The organism is Enterococcus sp. AZ171, assembly GCF_051714005.1.
GTDB lineage: Bacteria > Bacillota > Bacilli > Lactobacillales > Enterococcaceae > Enterococcus_B > Enterococcus_B pernyi.
Genome location: NZ_JBIORA010000001.1, coordinates 2,374,316 through 2,389,605, shown reverse-complemented (window position 1 = coordinate 2,389,605; position 15,290 = coordinate 2,374,316). Strand labels below are relative to the sequence as shown.

Here is a 15,290-nt window from a genome sequence, read left to right as displayed (position 1 = left end):
AACGAACAAAACTATTTTATTCAGTTTATAAAGATTATCAATTGAAAATGATGTTTTATTTGCAATAAATCAAAATTATGACATTTTTAACTGGTCGGGGCGTTGCGCTTCATTCTCAATTAGTCTAAAATAAGTGAGAACGAATCAGAATATGGAGGGGAACTACATGTCTGTCTTAGAAATAAAAAACCTACATGTGTCGATTGAGGACAAGAAAATCCTTAAAGGCGTGAATTTAACAATGAAAACAGGGGAAATCCATGCCATCATGGGACCAAACGGAACAGGTAAATCGACCTTGTCTGCTGCAATTATGGGAAATCCGAATTACGAAGTAACTGAAGGAGAAATCCTTTTTGATGGGCAAAATGTGTTAGAGCTAGAAGTAGATGAACGTGCACGTTTAGGTCTGTTTTTAGCCATGCAATACCCAAGTGAGATTCCAGGAATCACAAATGCCGAATTTATGCGTGCAGCGATCAATGCGACACGTCCGGAAGATGACAAGATTTCTGTCATGTCATTCTTGAAAAAGTTAGATGAAAAGATGGCACTTTTGAACATGCCAGAAGAAATGGCTGAACGTTATTTGAACGAAGGCTTTTCTGGTGGAGAGAAAAAACGTAACGAGATCTTACAACTCTTGATGTTAGAACCAACGTTTGCGATTTTAGATGAAATCGATTCTGGTTTAGATATCGATGCACTGAAAGTCGTGGCAAAAGGCGTGAACGAAATGCGTGGCGACAGCTTTGGTGCCTTGATCATCACTCATTACCAACGCTTGTTAAACTACATCACACCTGACGTCGTCCACATCATGATGGAAGGTCGGGTCGTGATGACTGGTAGTGCAGATCTAGCAAAACGCCTAGAAGCCGAAGGATATGCTGGCATCAGTAAAGAATTAGGAATCGACTACAAAGAAGAAGAAGCGTAAGGAGGAGCACATCTATGAAAGACATTAAATGGCTCGATCATCTTGACGCTGTTACAGATTTTTCATTCAGTAAAGGTGAACCGGAATGGATGACGACGCTTCGTCAAGAGGCGCTGAAAAAAGCAGATGAACTACCATTGCCCCATATCGAACGTGTGAAATTCCACCGTTGGCCATTGTTTTCAATCAATGAGTTGAATGATCAGACACCTGAATCTGGAAATGTTGCGGCATTTGATGCGATGAAAGACAATCCATTAGTCGTGCAACAAGGTACCTTGACTGTCTTTGAGCAATTATCCGCAGACCTTGCAGAACAAGGAGTAATCTTTACAGATCTATTTACTGCAATGCAAGAATACCCTGAATTAGTCCAAGAATATTACATGACGAAAGCGGTTGAAATGGACGAAGACCAATTGACTGCGCTTCATGCCGCATTCATGAATAGTGGTTTGTTCTTATACGTACCAAAAAACGTGGTCATCAAAGAACCGATCGAATCCCTGTTTATCCAAGAAGGCGCATTTTCGCAACACTTCTTTAAACACGTCTTGATCGTCGCAGATGAACACAGTGAATTCTCTTACTTGGAACGATTCCAAACAACTGGAGAAGAATTACAAAAAGTCTCTGGGAATATCATTGTTGAAGTCATCGCCAAAGCCGGTGCCAAAGTCAAATATGCAGCAGTCGATCAATTAGGCGAAAATGTCACAGCATATATGAACCGTCGTGGACATATCTTACGGGATGCTTTTGTGGACTGGGCAATCGGAGTGATGAACGATGGGAATATCGTCGCTGATTTTGATTCAGATCTTGTCGGTGAAGGCGGACATGCGGAAGTCAAGATCGTGGCAATCAGTTCAGGAAAACAAACCCAAGGAATCGATACCCGGGTGACAAATAAAGCCCCGCATACAATCGGACATATCTTGCAACATGGCGTGATCCGCGAACGTGGTACGTTGACATTCAACGGTATCGGACACATCTTGAAAAAAGCTAAAGGTGCAGATGCCCAACAAGAAAGCCGTGTCTTGATGCTTTCAGATAAAGCCAGAGGCGATGCCAATCCGATCCTCTTGATCGATGAACACGAAGTTACAGCAGGACATGCCGCAAGTGTTGGACGTGTCGATCCGGAAGAAATGTATTATTTGATGAGTCGAGGCTTACGAAAAGAAGAAGCAGAACGTTTAGTCATTCGTGGCTTCTTAGGGTCTGTCTTAACTGCAATCCCAGTTGAAGCGGTGCGCAAAGAACTAGTGGCAGTTATTGAAGGGAAGTTAAATGTATGATTTCTCCAGAAAAAATCCGTCAAGATTTCCCGATCTTATTTCAGGAAGTCAATGACGAACCCCTGGTGTATTTAGACAATGCAGCGACTACGCAAAAACCCAAACAAGTGTTAGCGACTATGACGCATTATTATTCCGCAAACAATGCCAACGTCCATCGAGGCGTGCATACGTTAGCCGAGCGAGCAACCCATGATTACGAAGCTGCCAGAGAAAAAGTTCGTCGTTTTTTAAATGCCCAAGAGACCGCCGAGATCCTTTTCACACGTGGAACGACCACAAGTTTGAACTGGGTAGCACAAAGCTATGGTGACGCCTTTGTCAAAGCCGGTGATGAAATCGTGATCTCTTATATGGAGCATCATTCCAACATCATCCCTTGGCAACAGTTGGCAAAACGAACTGGCGCTACTTTGAAATACATCGAATTGACCGAAGAAGGCTTTCTTGATTTAGATCATGCCACTTCGATCATTACAGAAAAAACCAAGATCGTGTCGGTTGCCCATGCCTCTAATGTATTAGGTGTCATCAATCCGATCCAAGAGTTGGCGACGATCGTTCATGAAAAAGGCGGAATTTTGGTGGTGGACGGTGCACAATCTGCCCCACACATCAAAATCGATGTCCAATCTTTAGACTGTGACTTCTTTGCCTTTAGCGGACATAAGATGTGCGCAACGACCGGAATAGGTGTATTATATGGAAAACGGAAATGGTTGGAACAAATGGAACCCGTTGAATTCGGTGGAGAAATGATCGACTTTGTTGGCCTACAAGACAGCACATGGAAAGAACTTCCCTGGAAATTTGAAGCAGGCACACCAAACATCGCCGGTGTGATCGCACTTGGCGCTGCCATCGATTATCTTGAATCGATTGGTCTAGCAGGCATTCATCAATATGAAGAAGAACTTGTTGGTTATGTCTTACCAAAACTGCAAGCAATCGAAGGCTTGACGATCTATGGACCAAAAGACCCGACCCAACGTACAGGTGTGATTTCCTTTAACTTAGAGAACCTACATCCCCATGATGTAGCGACTGCTCTTGATATGGAAGGCGTCGCCGTTCGTGCCGGTCATCATTGTGCCCAACCATTATTGAAGTATCTAGGGGTTGCTGCGACAGCTCGTGCCAGCTTTTACATGTATAACACAAAAGCAGATGCCGATCGTTTCGTCCAAGCAATTCTCGCAACAAAGGAGTTTTTCCAACATGGCCCTATCTAAATTAGACAATCTTTACCGTCACGTGATCTTGGACCATTCATCCCATCCACATCATCGTGGCACGTTGACGGAATCAACGAATAAGATTGAAATGAACAATCCCACCTGTGGGGATGTCATTGAATTACAAGTCGAGATCAAAGACGGCAAAATCAATAATATCGCCTTTGACGGCAGTGGTTGCTCCATCAGCACAGCCAGTGCCTCAATGATGACCGATGCTGTCATCGGCAAAACAATTGCAGAAGCAGAGCAATTGACAGACGACTTTTTACTACTGGTCCAAGGAAAAGAAGTCGCAGAGCTTGAATCACTAGGGGACGCTGCCATGTTAAGTGGTGTCGCAAAATTCCCCGCGCGTATCAAATGCGCAACACTTGCCTGGAAAGCACTAGGCAAAGCAATGGAAGAAGACGGTACTGCAACCGTCCATCATGAGCACAAGGAAAAGGAGTGGGCAAATGGGCGTACCAGAATTAGAAGAATATAAATTTGGCTTCCACGACGATGTGGAACCCGTTTTTAGTACAGGAGAAGGCTTGACCGAAGAAGTCGTTAGAGAAATGTCACGAATCAAAGAAGAACCAGAATGGATGTTGGAGTTTCGTTTGAAATCTCTGGAAGCATTCAACAAAATGCCTATGCAAGACTGGGGACCAGACTTATCTGACATTGATTTCAATGCCATCAAATATTACCAAAAACCAAGTGACCGACCTGCTCGCGATTGGGATGACGTACCAGAAAAAATCAAAGAAACCTTTGAACGAATCGGTATTCCAGAAGCCGAACGTGCTTATTTAGCCGGCGCTTCAGCCCAATACGAATCAGAAGTCGTATACCACAATATGAAAGACGAATTCGAAAAACTCGGCATCGTCTTTACCGACACAGATTCTGCATTGAAAGAGTATCCTGAACTATTCAAAGAATACTTTTCAAAACTCGTGCCACCAACAGATAATAAACTAGCCGCACTAAACTCAGCCGTTTGGTCTGGAGGTACGTTTATCTATGTACCAAAAGGCGTCAAAGTCGATGTCCCATTACAAACCTACTTCCGAATCAACGCCGAAAACACCGGCCAATTCGAACGTACGTTGATCATCGTGGACGAAGGCGCCAGCATCCACTATGTCGAAGGCTGTACTGCACCAACGTATTCAAGCAACAGCCTACACGCAGCCATCGTGGAAATCTTTACCCGTAAAGACGGCTACTGCCGCTATACAACGATCCAAAACTGGTCCGACAACGTCTATAACCTCGTAACTAAACGAGCAAAAGCCTACGAAGGCGCGACCGTTGAATGGATCGACGGCAACTTAGGAGCCAAAACAACCATGAAATACCCAAGTGTCTACTTAGACGGACGAGGCGCACGAGGCACCATGCTATCCATTGCATTTGCCGGAGCCAACCAAATCCAAGACACAGGCGCAAAAATGATCCACAACGCACCAAACACTTCAAGCTCGATCGTCTCAAAATCAATTTCAAAAGACGGCGGCGAAGTAAACTACCGAGGCCAAGTCACCTTTGCAAAAGACAGTGCCGGCTCGATCTCTCATATTGAATGTGATACCATCATCATGGACGAATGGTCCAAATCTGATACCATCCCATTCAACGAGATCCACAACAGCCAAGTCTCGTTGGAACACGAAGCAAAAGTCTCCAAAATCTCAGAAGAACAACTCTACTACCTCATGAGCCGCGGCTTGACCGAATCCGAAGCCACAGAAATGATCGTCATGGGCTTCGTCGAACCATTCACAAAAGAACTACCGATGGAATATGCGGTAGAGTTGAACCGGTTGATTAGTTATGAGATGGAAGGGTCTGTGGGGTAACAACTATTTCATTGCTCGAAACGTTGATATTAAAGCGTTTCGAGCATTTTTTTATTTGCATTTTAATAGTTGGCTACGTTTGGAATTATTCGCCCATAAATTTTGCAAATCGGTCACCTGTTTTCTTAATAGATTGTGGTGTGACATGAGCATAGATATTCATGGTAGTTTTAATATCTTTGTGACCTAATCGTTCTTGTACTTCTTTTATCGAAGCACCACTTTCAAACAATAAGCTACAGTGGGTATGCCTAAATCCATGTGGAGTAATTTGAGGCTCCATCGGTGTCTTTTTGTAAATCCAATTTAACCAATCGGTTACTACTTGAGTATAGTGGATCTTGTCTTAGTTTGTAGTGAATAAAAACTATTTTTGTTGATATATGTTATATCAATATAGAATCGTTATAATCATTCTATTATCCGCCACAAAGAGTTTTACAACTGCTTAGAAATCAGATTACTCGTTCAAATAATATTGCAAATTGAATCAATAAAAGAAGCGTTGAAGAAGAGCTCATTCTTTCAACGCTTCTTTTTTAGAAGATTTTAATGACCATATCAACTTCACTTTCAGGATTAGGTAATTCATGGAAGCTAGTGTTTATAGTGCTTAATTGATCAACTAACCATATTTTATTTTTTGACTCTTAGACGAAACTAAAATTAATATTATTGTTCTCGTGTTGAAGAGGTGTCTCCAAATAATCTGGTGAATATTCATAATCAACTTAACCTGCTAATACAAAATAGAGTAATCCATAATTTAGTGTCAGATTTAACGGATGGCCGTAAGCTTTTATTTTTTTTAACGTCATATTGTACATATCTTCAGTCATAAAAGTTGAGTTTGTGATTTCATCTTGTGTTTCATTAAAAAAAGTTATCCGAATAATCGCTTATTTTTGAAAAGTCTTTATTGGCACTAGCCTCAAAAAATTGTTCAACTTTTTTAGTATAAAGTTGTGCTAACGCTCCTTTTTCAATATTAACTTTGATATTTTCATGTCTATCAATTTGTGTGCTGTCCAGTAAGGGAAGATCAGCTTTTAGTTTTATATCGTCTTGATTTCTTTCAATTTCAATTGGAAAAATCTTTTCAATAGATTCAGTTTCTGATAAAGGGACATCTAGTTTTTTATCATGATAATAAGCTTCAAGTCCATCTGGAACCGGAAAAAAATGTATTGGGTAATTCTTCTCTGAGGTTGTTTTACTGGTTTCCGTACTTGTAGAACTAGTGTCAGAAGTGGTACATCCGTTTATAGTTCCGATGAGTAAAGCACAGGTTAGAATGCTTGCATATTTCTTCAAAAAAATCCCTCCTAAAATTGAATATGCTCTAATACTAGTTCCGTTGTAGCACACCAAATCTTTAAGATTAATAAGAAAAAGGACTGATATTAGTCCAAAAGGTGTGCTATCCTTGAAAGAGAGAAAAATTATTGATAAAGAAAATGTAATCGGTAGCAATATCAGACGAATCCGATTAGAAAAAGGAATTGGTCAAAACGAGCTGATTAGAGACCTACAGCTTCGTAAAATTTCTATAACTAGAGAAACGTTGGTTAAGATTGAAGGTGGCCGACAACACATTAAGTTGGACCAATTAAAAGCAATTAAAGATATCTTAAAAATCTCTTATAAGGAGTTACTTGAATGACTACAAGTAGTTAACTCAATGAAACACTGATATTGCACTTGATATGATATACTTTTCAATGCTGATATAAATGAAAATTGAATAGTATAACTTAATGGTTAGTCTAAAATACTATGTAATAAAACAGTCTTTAAGATTTGTATAAAATAAATTACATTGGAAAAAAGGAAGAGATATAAATGAATGAGACTGAAGAACACGACGTTATCTAAATATACAAAATGCAAAATAAACTTATTTACGTGTACTTTAATTTTACTTATGACTAATATAAGATAAGCATAGTTAAGAAATAATATAGCAAATAGAGGAGTTTTTTTGATGAATAATGATCTTTTTATTAAAGACTTAGAAGAAGAAAACTTAGGGGATGATAAACATTTAATAATAAATGGAGACTCCTTGAAAGTCATGATGAATATGAAAAGCGAAACTATAGATTTGATCTTTGCAGATGAGCCTTATAATATTGGTAAAGATTTTGGAAATAATAAAGATAGGTGGGACAGTACAGAAGCTTATATAGATTGGAATAAGTCATGGATTGAACAAGCTATGAGAATTTTAAAACCAAATGGAACAATATATATTATGACCGCTACTCAGTTTATGCCTTATATTGATATCTATTTATCTGAGCGTTATGATGTTATTTCCAGAATTGTTTGGACCTATGATTCTTCAGGAGTTCAGAGCAAAAAGAAATATGGTTCAATGTATGAACCAATAATTATGGCGAAAAAAAGTAAATCGGCAAAATACACATTTAATCATGAAGAAATCTTGGTAGAAGCCAAAACCGGAGCTAAAAGGGGATTAATAGATTATAGAAAAAATCCTCCTCAACCCTATAACACAAAAAAAGTTCCAGGCAATGTTTGGGATTTTAGTAGAGTCAGATTTAAAATGGATGAGTATGAAAATCATCCTACACAAAAGCCACAGGCTCTGTTAGAGCGGATCATAAAAGCAAGCTCTAATCCTGGTGATATTGTTTTTGATCCATTCGGAGGAAGTTTTACAACTTCAAAAGTAGCAAAGAATTTAAACCGAAAATCTGTAAGTGTTGATATAAATGAAGACTATTTCAAAATAGGTATTCGAAGACTTGAACTTGCTGAGGAATATAAAGGTGAAAAGTTAGTAAAGATCAAAGAAAGAAAAACTAAAAATAAGTCAAAAAAAAGTAGATTATTAGAGCAAACAGATACTAAGCAATTAGAATCGTTAACTGAGGAAGGATAGGAGTATGGAAACAGAAAAAAACCTGAACCTAATAACTATATCTGATATTGAGAGTGTAGAGAAAATACCTACAATAAATAATGTAGAAAAATTTATATCAGATATTTTAATTGAAGAATTTGGGGAGAAAGCACAAGAAATCTATAATAAGTCTTTTTTGCTACAATACTTAAATAAAAAGTCTAATGCAATACATGGGAACAGCAAAACAAGACGTTCACTTGCTGCATGGTACTCAATATATACTATTTTAAAATTTTACATGGACAAAGGCTTTTTTGAGAAAAAAGATTTGTACATGAAATTTGAAGGCTTTTCATATAGTGATTTATTTGCATTGCAAAGGAATTTATATGGAGGAGAAAAGTTACAAAATCATGGATTTAATTCAAGAACAAATGATGAGTTTGCTTCAAAAATCTCTCATGATGATTCTAAACCCCTGATTGTAAAAGCCAATGGTAAATATTTAATAAATCCTATATACATTTATATAGATAATATTGATATATCTGAAGTAGTTGTAAAAATTTCTGAAAGATACATCGAATTATTACAAAACAAAGATAACGAATTATTAAATATTTTAGAAAAACTCCAGAATGAATCAAGTAATTTGCATAAAAAAGAAATTATAGAGCAGTTGCTAACAGAAGACTCAGAAGCCAGAATTTTTGAGATTGTTAGCTATGCTATTTTATCGAATCATTATGCAGATAAAAAAGTTTATATAGGTTTTTCGCAAGCGGAAATAGAAGAAAAATATTTAAAACTCTATAAAACTGGACGAACAAATGCGAATGATGGTGGGATTGATTTTGTAATGCGCCCGTTAGGTCGTTTTTTTCAAGTAACTGAAGTAAATAATTATGACAAATACTTTTTAGACATAGATAAGGTAATGAAATTTCCAATAACTTTTGTGGTAAAAACTATCAAAACAAAGCAACAAATATTAAAAGAATTATATGATTATTTAAGAGAAAAATTTGGAGGATTATCGGTTATTGAGGATTCATATAAAGAATCTATCGAAGAAATAATTACAATAAACGAACTATCAGAATGGTTGAAAAATATTCCTTTAGATAAAATTGACAGTATTATAGAAAACATTGATACTTATTATCGATTAGAATTGAATATACAATCATAGAAGGATTATGTAAATGGAGTAAGTAACAAAAGTAGGAGTTTAAAACTTAAAAAATGTAAGCCGATTATGGATTTAATTCCTGACTTTTATTGTATCAATTCCTAAAATAACTTCTCTACCTGCTGTTTTGGCTACGATATTAGCTACGTTCTCGATGATAGTACCTGATAATATACACTGTCAGTCCATAGCAATTTGTTAAATGAAATCTTTATATAAAGCCTATTCCCTTACTTTGATTCCCAAAAGAGTCATTGGAAGGGTCTGTGGGGTAATGGTATTGAATAAGCTAGAAATGCCTATTTGCAGGTGTTTCTGGCTTTTTTTTTGGGTCGTGTAGAAAGTAACACCAATGAGAAATGGATAGGTAGATTGTTATGATGAATCTGTTCCTCCAAGGTTGATTTATTTAAAAGTCTTATTAGGAGAAATCCTTTAAATATCCATAATAAAAGAAATGTATGGCGAGAGGACATCGGATGCAATTAAATTGGCTACTGCATGTTTAGGGAGATATAATTTTTGTTATTTCAGGAACAAGTAAAGTAAGTTATGTAGAAGAAAAGATTTAACTATGTATTTTAAAATTGAGACAGATGTTAGATTCTTTACTTGGAGTGATCACTAAACTATTAGCATTTTGTTTTAAGGTTGCATTGGTGTTGCTTGATTCTAAGCTCATATCCACTAACACATTATTTGAATCGGTTAATGTAATGGAGTCTCCAAAGGTGACGGCGACTGTTTGACCATTCAAAGAGAGAAGGTATCGTGACGGTTAACAAGCGCCATAATTTCAGCTTTGCGTTGGTCATAATTGGGAATCGTCGTACTTTGACGTTGGTCACCTAATTCTTCCCAAATCATGGCTTGTGTTACGGCATAGTCGTAGTGACTTTGACTAGTTATTGTATATCCGTAATAAGCAGTTTTTGACAGCTTATCTTTTTTGGTACTAATATAGGATTCAGGTATATAGCCTTCACCGCCATTTGCTACAATGCCAGATTCAATGCAGAAGACTTTTTTGCCATCCATTTTTAACACGTAGATATTATGAGTCATGGCGTAGCCTGTGTTAGGTCTGATTCCCGTATAATAATAATTTGTCGGTTCATCTAAACTAAGTGAACTGGCAAAGGTAGCAATTGAAGAAGTAAAAAGGATGCCGATAATAGTCACAAAGACCATCAGCACCCTTAAGGTTCTATTTAGAATATTCGTTTTTTATTTCATATCGTTTCCTTTCATTATAAGTTATTTAGATATAAAAAAGCCATTCCTGTTTTAGAAATGGCTTTGCATTTAGTTTGCATTTTTCCAATTTTTAATGAATAAAAGCTTATCTTTATTTAGTTGCAATACTTTACTATTTTCTATTAGTTCTTTACTTTCTTTGCTATATGAACTTAATTTATCAATAGCGATAAAAATTTGTTTTTCGCTTCTACTGTATAATTTAAAAATATTTTCTAAAGCATTGTTTTCTATGTTCTTTAGCAGGGGCAAATCATGGATTAGAGTAGGTAAGCATGTTAATTTAAGTAATGAGAGATCAAATGAAATTAAACTTGCAAAAGCTGTACCAGTTCCTGTGTCACCATAGGTATTGAAGGTATATTGATTGTTATGAATATTAAAATTGGGAGTTCTTCGACCATCCGAATATATTTCTTTGATAAACTTACTCATAGATTTGTTTATTTGATCACAAATATCATCAGTTATAGTAACTTTTAATTCTGAAAGTACTGAATTTGTATCATTTATATCTGCTGTTAACTCATTACGCTTTTCATAGTTTCTATTTTGTTCCATAATTTCATTTATTTCAGTTGTTAGTTGTATTAGTCTATTAATTGAGTGAACGGGTGCATTCTTAATTTCGAGAGTTTTGACAATTTGTAAATCTATTTCATTTACTTTGTTTTCTAAAATAGCGATTTGATTAGATAAATCTTTTTTTACATTAGTAAGTTCATCTTTTAGAATTTTAGTAAGATTATCATGGAACTCGTCTAATTTACCGACTTGATCTACATTAAAATTGGGGAAATAGGTGGTAAAAGAAGATAGTTCAGCATATGCTTTTGACTTTTTATTTTCAATATTCATTTTTATTCGGTGCAATCTATTGTTTAAAACATTTTTTTGAACAGTTAATCTACTTTTCTCACTTTGAAGTTCAAGTACTTCTTTTGAAACCAATGATTCAACGTCAACAGTTTGATTCAATATATCCTTTTTTAATTCTTCTAGTTCTGAGGACAACTTGGTAATTTTCGATTCATTGACTTTGTATTCTCTTTTAGTAGTAGTAATAGGAATCATATTTTTCTTACTTCCATCAGTTAATACTTTCTTCTTAGTTTGTAAGTCCTTTAACTGTTCTTCACAGGACTTAAGCGGTTTATATTTATTAAACAACTTAATTAAATTCAAGATAGACACATTTTCTTTTTCTTTAGCAACGTATTGAATAGGACGTTTTTCATTCAAATTGTCTTTGCCATAAACTCTAAAATATCTTCCAACAATGTTTCTAAAAGATAAATCATCTACTACACAATTATACTTTTTTTGTAACCACAGACAATATTTTTCTAATGTTTTTGTATTTATATCTTTAAAATTATTATTACATACAACGACTTCTTTTGGGTGTTCTGTACTCCGTTTGAAATAGTATTCTTGGTCAGCGAACTCAAAGGAAAAAAGAAATTCGTGATGCCCTAAGTTCTCGATAGTATCACTGTTTTTAGTTATATAGTCATTCCCACCAAAAATGAAGTCAATTATCATTAGAAGAGTTGTTTTACCAATAGAATTTGTAGCAATATCATCTCCGACAACAGAATTTAATCCTTTATGAAAAATAATCTCTTTCTGTTGAAATTTAGTACATCGTATCCTCTTTAACATAAGTAAGAACCTCCCATTTCTCATCAAACCTAATTTTTTCTAATAAAAACAACACATCTAGAGCTAATATAAACTGATCTAAATCTTCAAAATGTTTCATTACCTTAGTATAAAGAGGAAAAATACCTAACGGTTTAGATGACAATTCATCTAATATAAAAATCAACTTAGAGATTGTGCTCTCTTGGAATTTTGTTATCTTATTTGGAAATAACATCAAAATACCTCACAATCTTGAATAAAAAAAGCAATTACAATTTCGCATGCTCTTTTTGAATAGTGTTCTGTTTTTTCATCAAGCCAGTCAACTAATGTTAAAAATAATTGATTTTGATCCGAACAACTTTGAGAACACTTTAAATAAAATGATTTCACTTGCGTGGCAAGAGTATCAAATTTTCTAGGTGATATTTTGTCCATTTCTAAGAATACATTTTTTATGTAGTCAAAATAATCAACGACGTCATTTTTAATGCTTCTTTTAATAGCATAAGGCATAGTTTCATTTGTTTTTTGGTCAATTCTTAATGAGTTTAAACTTAATTGAATTAACTGCTCTTCAATTGCTTCATCATCTAATTTCTCAAGTATGGTTTTCAATTCTTCTTCAATGTTAAAGAGATAAAATGATTGCCTTAGTTCAGCATTTGAAACTAGTTTCTGTTTTATAATGTACCATTTAATATACTCATCAGTTGTTCTAGGATTATCAAATTTAGTATGACACCTAGGGCATACTGCAATTAGATTCTTAAGACTGTTGACATCTGAATCTAATAAGGGCATGCCCTTAAGCGTTTCTTTTTCTATTTTCTTAGGATTTGCTGGATAAATGTGAGCGATCTCAAAAGATTTGTAAATTTTAGTTCCTTTTTTATATGTTAGTGAATCACCACACATAGGACAACGACCATTGACTTCAGTATGAAGAAGCATCTTTTCATTCTCAGTAGGTATTCGTCTATTATCATTAACCCCCATAGAAATCTCCTTTTTTTCATTATTATATCATTATACAGTTAGAAGTTATAGGATTTATTTGATTCTAAAAAACGGAAATAATCAAAAAAAATCAAATGGTATAATTTAACTTTGTTTCTTTCTTTTTTAGTTTGATAGGATGTAGGGGCAGTATTTAAGAAATGGTAATGAGTTTTTGGAATTGACTAAAATATTTCGTTTATTTTACAAGCCAGCTGATAGGATAACCGGGTGAATCACTTTTCAAAATAATTAGAGAAATACTAATATTTTCCTTTTAAAAATGGAATTTCATTATTTATATAATTCTTGTGGAAATTTTTTAATGAATCGTTGAATTTATTGAAATCTTCTTTGTTTACATGTCGCCTCCCTATCTTAGTAGTTTTTCTAATAGCTTCTCGTGAATATACTTTATTATATGCATTTTCAACAATGTATTTTTGTATTTCTTCAGCAAAAGAAAATGTCGCTTTTTTATAGGAAGCGGTTGACTGACCAATATTTGCATATAATAACTTTGTTGGAGATAATGGAAAAATAATGTCTGTATTATTTACGCTCCAGGCACCATTAAAATTATAATTTTTTTTATTAAAATAGTTTAGGAAAATTACTGGATCATCGGAAGTAACCCATTCAAAATTATTGGGAGCATCATAGATACACCATGAAATCTTATTTAAGGTTTTATAAGTGGAAGTAAGGAAATGTTTCATACCAAACAACCACAATGATTTACCAGCAATTGTTTGTATGTTCAACCCAGATTTTTCTTCATTAAGTTTCTGTATATCTACTTTTAAAGGAATGAAGTTGTCATATTCTGGTTTTGATTTGTTATCAACTCGTAAAGTACCTGGTGTTTTAAACTCCTGTTCCATTGATAGTATTAAATTCTCTACAATATCAGGAAATGTATCTATTACAATTTTTTGAATACGGTAAAAACCCTTCAATGTTCGGAGGTATTGACTTGCAACTAGCTTTGAAATCTATTCTTTGTCATTCTCATCAAGAATAGAATAGGAATTGATTTTATCGATGAATGAGCTATACTGCATTTCAAATTCAGATGAAAAGAAATCTTCCATTTCATCTGTGATTTCTCCTTCATCATAATATAAATATAAAGAGTCAAGGCTTGAAGTTCTTGAGATCGAAACACTTTTCCATTTAGGATACTTCTCATGAGGAACTAAAAGGTTATATTCATAAATTTTATTATTATTAGCCCATTGTTTCAGATATGTTTTTGGCACATAGTGATTATTAATTTTCAAAATAATCCCCCCTAATAGAAATATTATATTCTTTTTTTCTTTCAGATCAACGAGGATTCTCTGATTAGTTTGGTTATTCTGATTTGATAAATTTTCAGTGAAAATTACTAAAAGGCTGTGATATTTGTGAAACTATTTTTTTGAATCAATAAGAAACGTTCAAAAGATTAATAGTATTAGTATTTTCATCTAGCTCGCAATTGATCTTACTTAAAGAACAGAATATCCATTGTTTCTTAGAGATGTGTAATACTAAATCAAAACTAACTACAATTGACAAAAATTACTAGAATTTCGCAGTATTCACAGAAGATCTAGAATACTGGTATACCAACGATTAGAGCTTGTCAGAAGCTCTGGAAAAGCTAGCCTTTTGCTGGAAGGGTCTGTGGGTTAAGTAAATGAATTATGCGGTCTCTTTGTCAATAAGAACTGCTGATGCGTTCAATCAAGTAAAATAGTGTGGGACAATCATCAGAAAATATCTGATGACTGTCCCACTTTTTTTCTTTTTTTTTAAATTTAAGGAACGAAAATTTTTCTAACTCATGATAAAGTTGAGAAAGAATGATATCGTTGAGGTCAGCTAAATATATGAAATAATGATCATTAAAAAAATGTTAAAAGGTTTATTCTTTTTATCAAAAAACTAATGCAGAACCTTGTGTATGAGAGTTTAAGCAACTCGTCAAGGAACGTTTGGGAATCAGT

General features: G+C 34.8%; 15 protein-coding genes and 1 pseudogene. 8 read left to right on the top strand and 8 right to left on the bottom strand.

The features are described 5' to 3' along the window. Positions 1–166: 166 nt before the first annotated feature. The 5 genes from sufC to sufB are packed head-to-tail and all read left to right on the top strand — an operon-like array spanning position 167 to position 5,329. The gene (sufC, locus tag IGJ49_RS11620) at positions 167–940 is read left to right on the top strand and encodes a Fe-S cluster assembly ATPase SufC (protein WP_010734636.1); all 774 of its coding nucleotides are present in this window, start codon (positions 167–169) and stop codon (positions 938–940) included. Between the two features lie 14 nt (positions 941–954). Further along, positions 955–2,244 (top strand): Fe-S cluster assembly protein SufD, encoded by a 1,290-nt coding sequence (gene sufD, locus IGJ49_RS11615; RefSeq protein ID WP_010734637.1) that lies wholly within the window; start codon positions 955–957, stop codon positions 2,242–2,244. Next, on the top strand, positions 2,241–3,476 hold the full coding sequence (locus tag IGJ49_RS11610) for a cysteine desulfurase (RefSeq protein ID WP_438723526.1): 1,236 nt from the start codon (positions 2,241–2,243) through the stop codon (positions 3,474–3,476). Before sufD ends, IGJ49_RS11610 begins: the two co-directional genes overlap by 4 nt. Continuing rightward, positions 3,463–3,966: a Fe-S cluster assembly sulfur transfer protein SufU gene (sufU, locus tag IGJ49_RS11605; RefSeq protein ID WP_438723524.1), complete on the top strand. Its 504-nt coding sequence runs from the start codon at positions 3,463–3,465 to the stop codon at positions 3,964–3,966. Before IGJ49_RS11610 ends, sufU begins: the two co-directional genes overlap by 14 nt. Next, on the top strand, positions 3,938–5,329 hold the full coding sequence (gene sufB / locus IGJ49_RS11600; RefSeq protein WP_062804755.1) for a Fe-S cluster assembly protein SufB: 1,392 nt from the start codon (positions 3,938–3,940) through the stop codon (positions 5,327–5,329). The genes sufU and sufB overlap by 29 nt, the downstream gene beginning before the upstream one ends. An 85-nt stretch (positions 5,330–5,414) precedes the next feature. On the opposite strand, the pseudogene IGJ49_RS11595 reads toward sufB, so the two are convergent. Beyond that, a pseudogene (locus IGJ49_RS11595) lies at positions 5,415–5,696 on the bottom strand (tyrosine-type recombinase/integrase); the annotation flags it as partial. A gap of 506 nt (positions 5,697–6,202) precedes the next feature. Next, positions 6,203–6,643 carry a hypothetical protein gene (locus IGJ49_RS11590; RefSeq protein WP_438723523.1) on the bottom strand — a complete coding sequence of 147 codons (441 nt, stop codon included), beginning with the start codon at positions 6,641–6,643 and terminating at the stop codon, positions 6,203–6,205. A 103-nt stretch (positions 6,644–6,746) separates the two neighbouring features. On the opposite strand from IGJ49_RS11590, the gene IGJ49_RS11585 reads away from it, so the two are divergent. The 3 genes from IGJ49_RS11585 to IGJ49_RS11575 all read left to right on the top strand — a co-directional run bounded on the left by IGJ49_RS11585 (position 6,747) and on the right by IGJ49_RS11575 (position 9,393). After that, positions 6,747–6,992 carry a helix-turn-helix domain-containing protein gene (locus IGJ49_RS11585; RefSeq protein ID WP_438723521.1) on the top strand — a complete coding sequence of 82 codons (246 nt, stop codon included), beginning with the start codon at positions 6,747–6,749 and terminating at the stop codon, positions 6,990–6,992. 321 nt (positions 6,993–7,313) lie between these two features. After that, complete coding sequence (gene yhdJ, locus IGJ49_RS11580; protein WP_438723519.1) at positions 7,314–8,237, top strand: adenine-specific DNA-methyltransferase; 924 nt, start codon at positions 7,314–7,316, stop codon at positions 8,235–8,237. Positions 8,238–8,241: 4 nt separating this feature from the next. Then, a complete protein-coding gene (locus tag IGJ49_RS11575) occupies positions 8,242–9,393 on the top strand; it encodes a restriction endonuclease (RefSeq protein ID WP_438723517.1) in 1,152 nt (383 codons plus the stop codon). Between the two features lie 753 nt (positions 9,394–10,146). Here the strand turns inward: IGJ49_RS11575 and IGJ49_RS11570 are convergent. The 6 genes from IGJ49_RS11570 to IGJ49_RS11545 all read right to left on the bottom strand — a co-directional run bounded on the left by IGJ49_RS11570 (position 10,147) and on the right by IGJ49_RS11545 (position 14,579). Next, the gene (locus tag IGJ49_RS11570; RefSeq protein ID WP_438723515.1) at positions 10,147–10,584 is read right to left on the bottom strand and encodes a thioester domain-containing protein; all 438 of its coding nucleotides are present in this window, start codon (positions 10,582–10,584) and stop codon (positions 10,147–10,149) included. Between the two features lie 114 nt (positions 10,585–10,698). Then, positions 10,699–12,315, bottom strand: coding sequence for a DUF2326 domain-containing protein (locus IGJ49_RS11565; RefSeq protein WP_438723513.1), 1,617 nt, complete (start codon positions 12,313–12,315; stop codon positions 10,699–10,701). Next, positions 12,290–12,532, bottom strand: coding sequence for an ABC-three component system middle component 7 (locus IGJ49_RS11560; protein ID WP_438723511.1), 243 nt, complete (start codon positions 12,530–12,532; stop codon positions 12,290–12,292). Before IGJ49_RS11560 ends, IGJ49_RS11565 begins: the two co-directional genes overlap by 26 nt. Then, positions 12,532–13,296, bottom strand: a complete 765-nt coding sequence (locus IGJ49_RS11555; RefSeq protein ID WP_438723509.1) for an ABC-three component system protein — start codon at positions 13,294–13,296, stop codon at positions 12,532–12,534. Before IGJ49_RS11555 ends, IGJ49_RS11560 begins: the two co-directional genes overlap by 1 nt. 263 nt (positions 13,297–13,559) lie before the next feature. Next, entirely contained in the window at positions 13,560–14,180 is a 621-nt protein-coding gene (locus IGJ49_RS11550; protein WP_438723507.1) for a DUF4238 domain-containing protein, read from the bottom strand. A 111-nt stretch (positions 14,181–14,291) separates the two neighbouring features. Further along, positions 14,292–14,579 carry a DUF4238 domain-containing protein gene (locus IGJ49_RS11545; protein ID WP_438723505.1) on the bottom strand — a complete coding sequence of 96 codons (288 nt, stop codon included), beginning with the start codon at positions 14,577–14,579 and terminating at the stop codon, positions 14,292–14,294. Between the last annotated feature and the right edge of the window lie 711 nt (positions 14,580–15,290).

Coding starts and splice junctions, on each gene's coding strand:
- IGJ49_RS11570 (WP_438723515.1), bottom strand. CDS start 10,584: ATGGTCTTTGTGACTATTATCGGCATCCTTTTTACTTCTTCAATTGCT.
- yhdJ (WP_438723519.1), top strand. CDS start 7,314: ATGAATAATGATCTTTTTATTAAAGACTTAGAAGAAGAAAACTTAGGG.
- sufC (WP_010734636.1), top strand. CDS start 167: ATGTCTGTCTTAGAAATAAAAAACCTACATGTGTCGATTGAGGACAAG.
- sufU (WP_438723524.1), top strand. CDS start 3,463: ATGGCCCTATCTAAATTAGACAATCTTTACCGTCACGTGATCTTGGAC.
- IGJ49_RS11555 (WP_438723509.1), bottom strand. CDS start 13,296: ATGGGGGTTAATGATAATAGACGAATACCTACTGAGAATGAAAAGATG.
- sufB (WP_062804755.1), top strand. CDS start 3,938: ATGGGCGTACCAGAATTAGAAGAATATAAATTTGGCTTCCACGACGAT.
- IGJ49_RS11560 (WP_438723511.1), bottom strand. CDS start 12,532: ATGTTATTTCCAAATAAGATAACAAAATTCCAAGAGAGCACAATCTCT.
- IGJ49_RS11575 (WP_438723517.1), top strand. CDS start 8,242: ATGGAAACAGAAAAAAACCTGAACCTAATAACTATATCTGATATTGAG.
- IGJ49_RS11550 (WP_438723507.1), bottom strand. CDS start 14,180: ATGGAACAGGAGTTTAAAACACCAGGTACTTTACGAGTTGATAACAAA.
- IGJ49_RS11565 (WP_438723513.1), bottom strand. CDS start 12,315: ATGTTAAAGAGGATACGATGTACTAAATTTCAACAGAAAGAGATTATT.
- sufD (WP_010734637.1), top strand. CDS start 955: ATGAAAGACATTAAATGGCTCGATCATCTTGACGCTGTTACAGATTTT.
- IGJ49_RS11610 (WP_438723526.1), top strand. CDS start 2,241: ATGATTTCTCCAGAAAAAATCCGTCAAGATTTCCCGATCTTATTTCAG.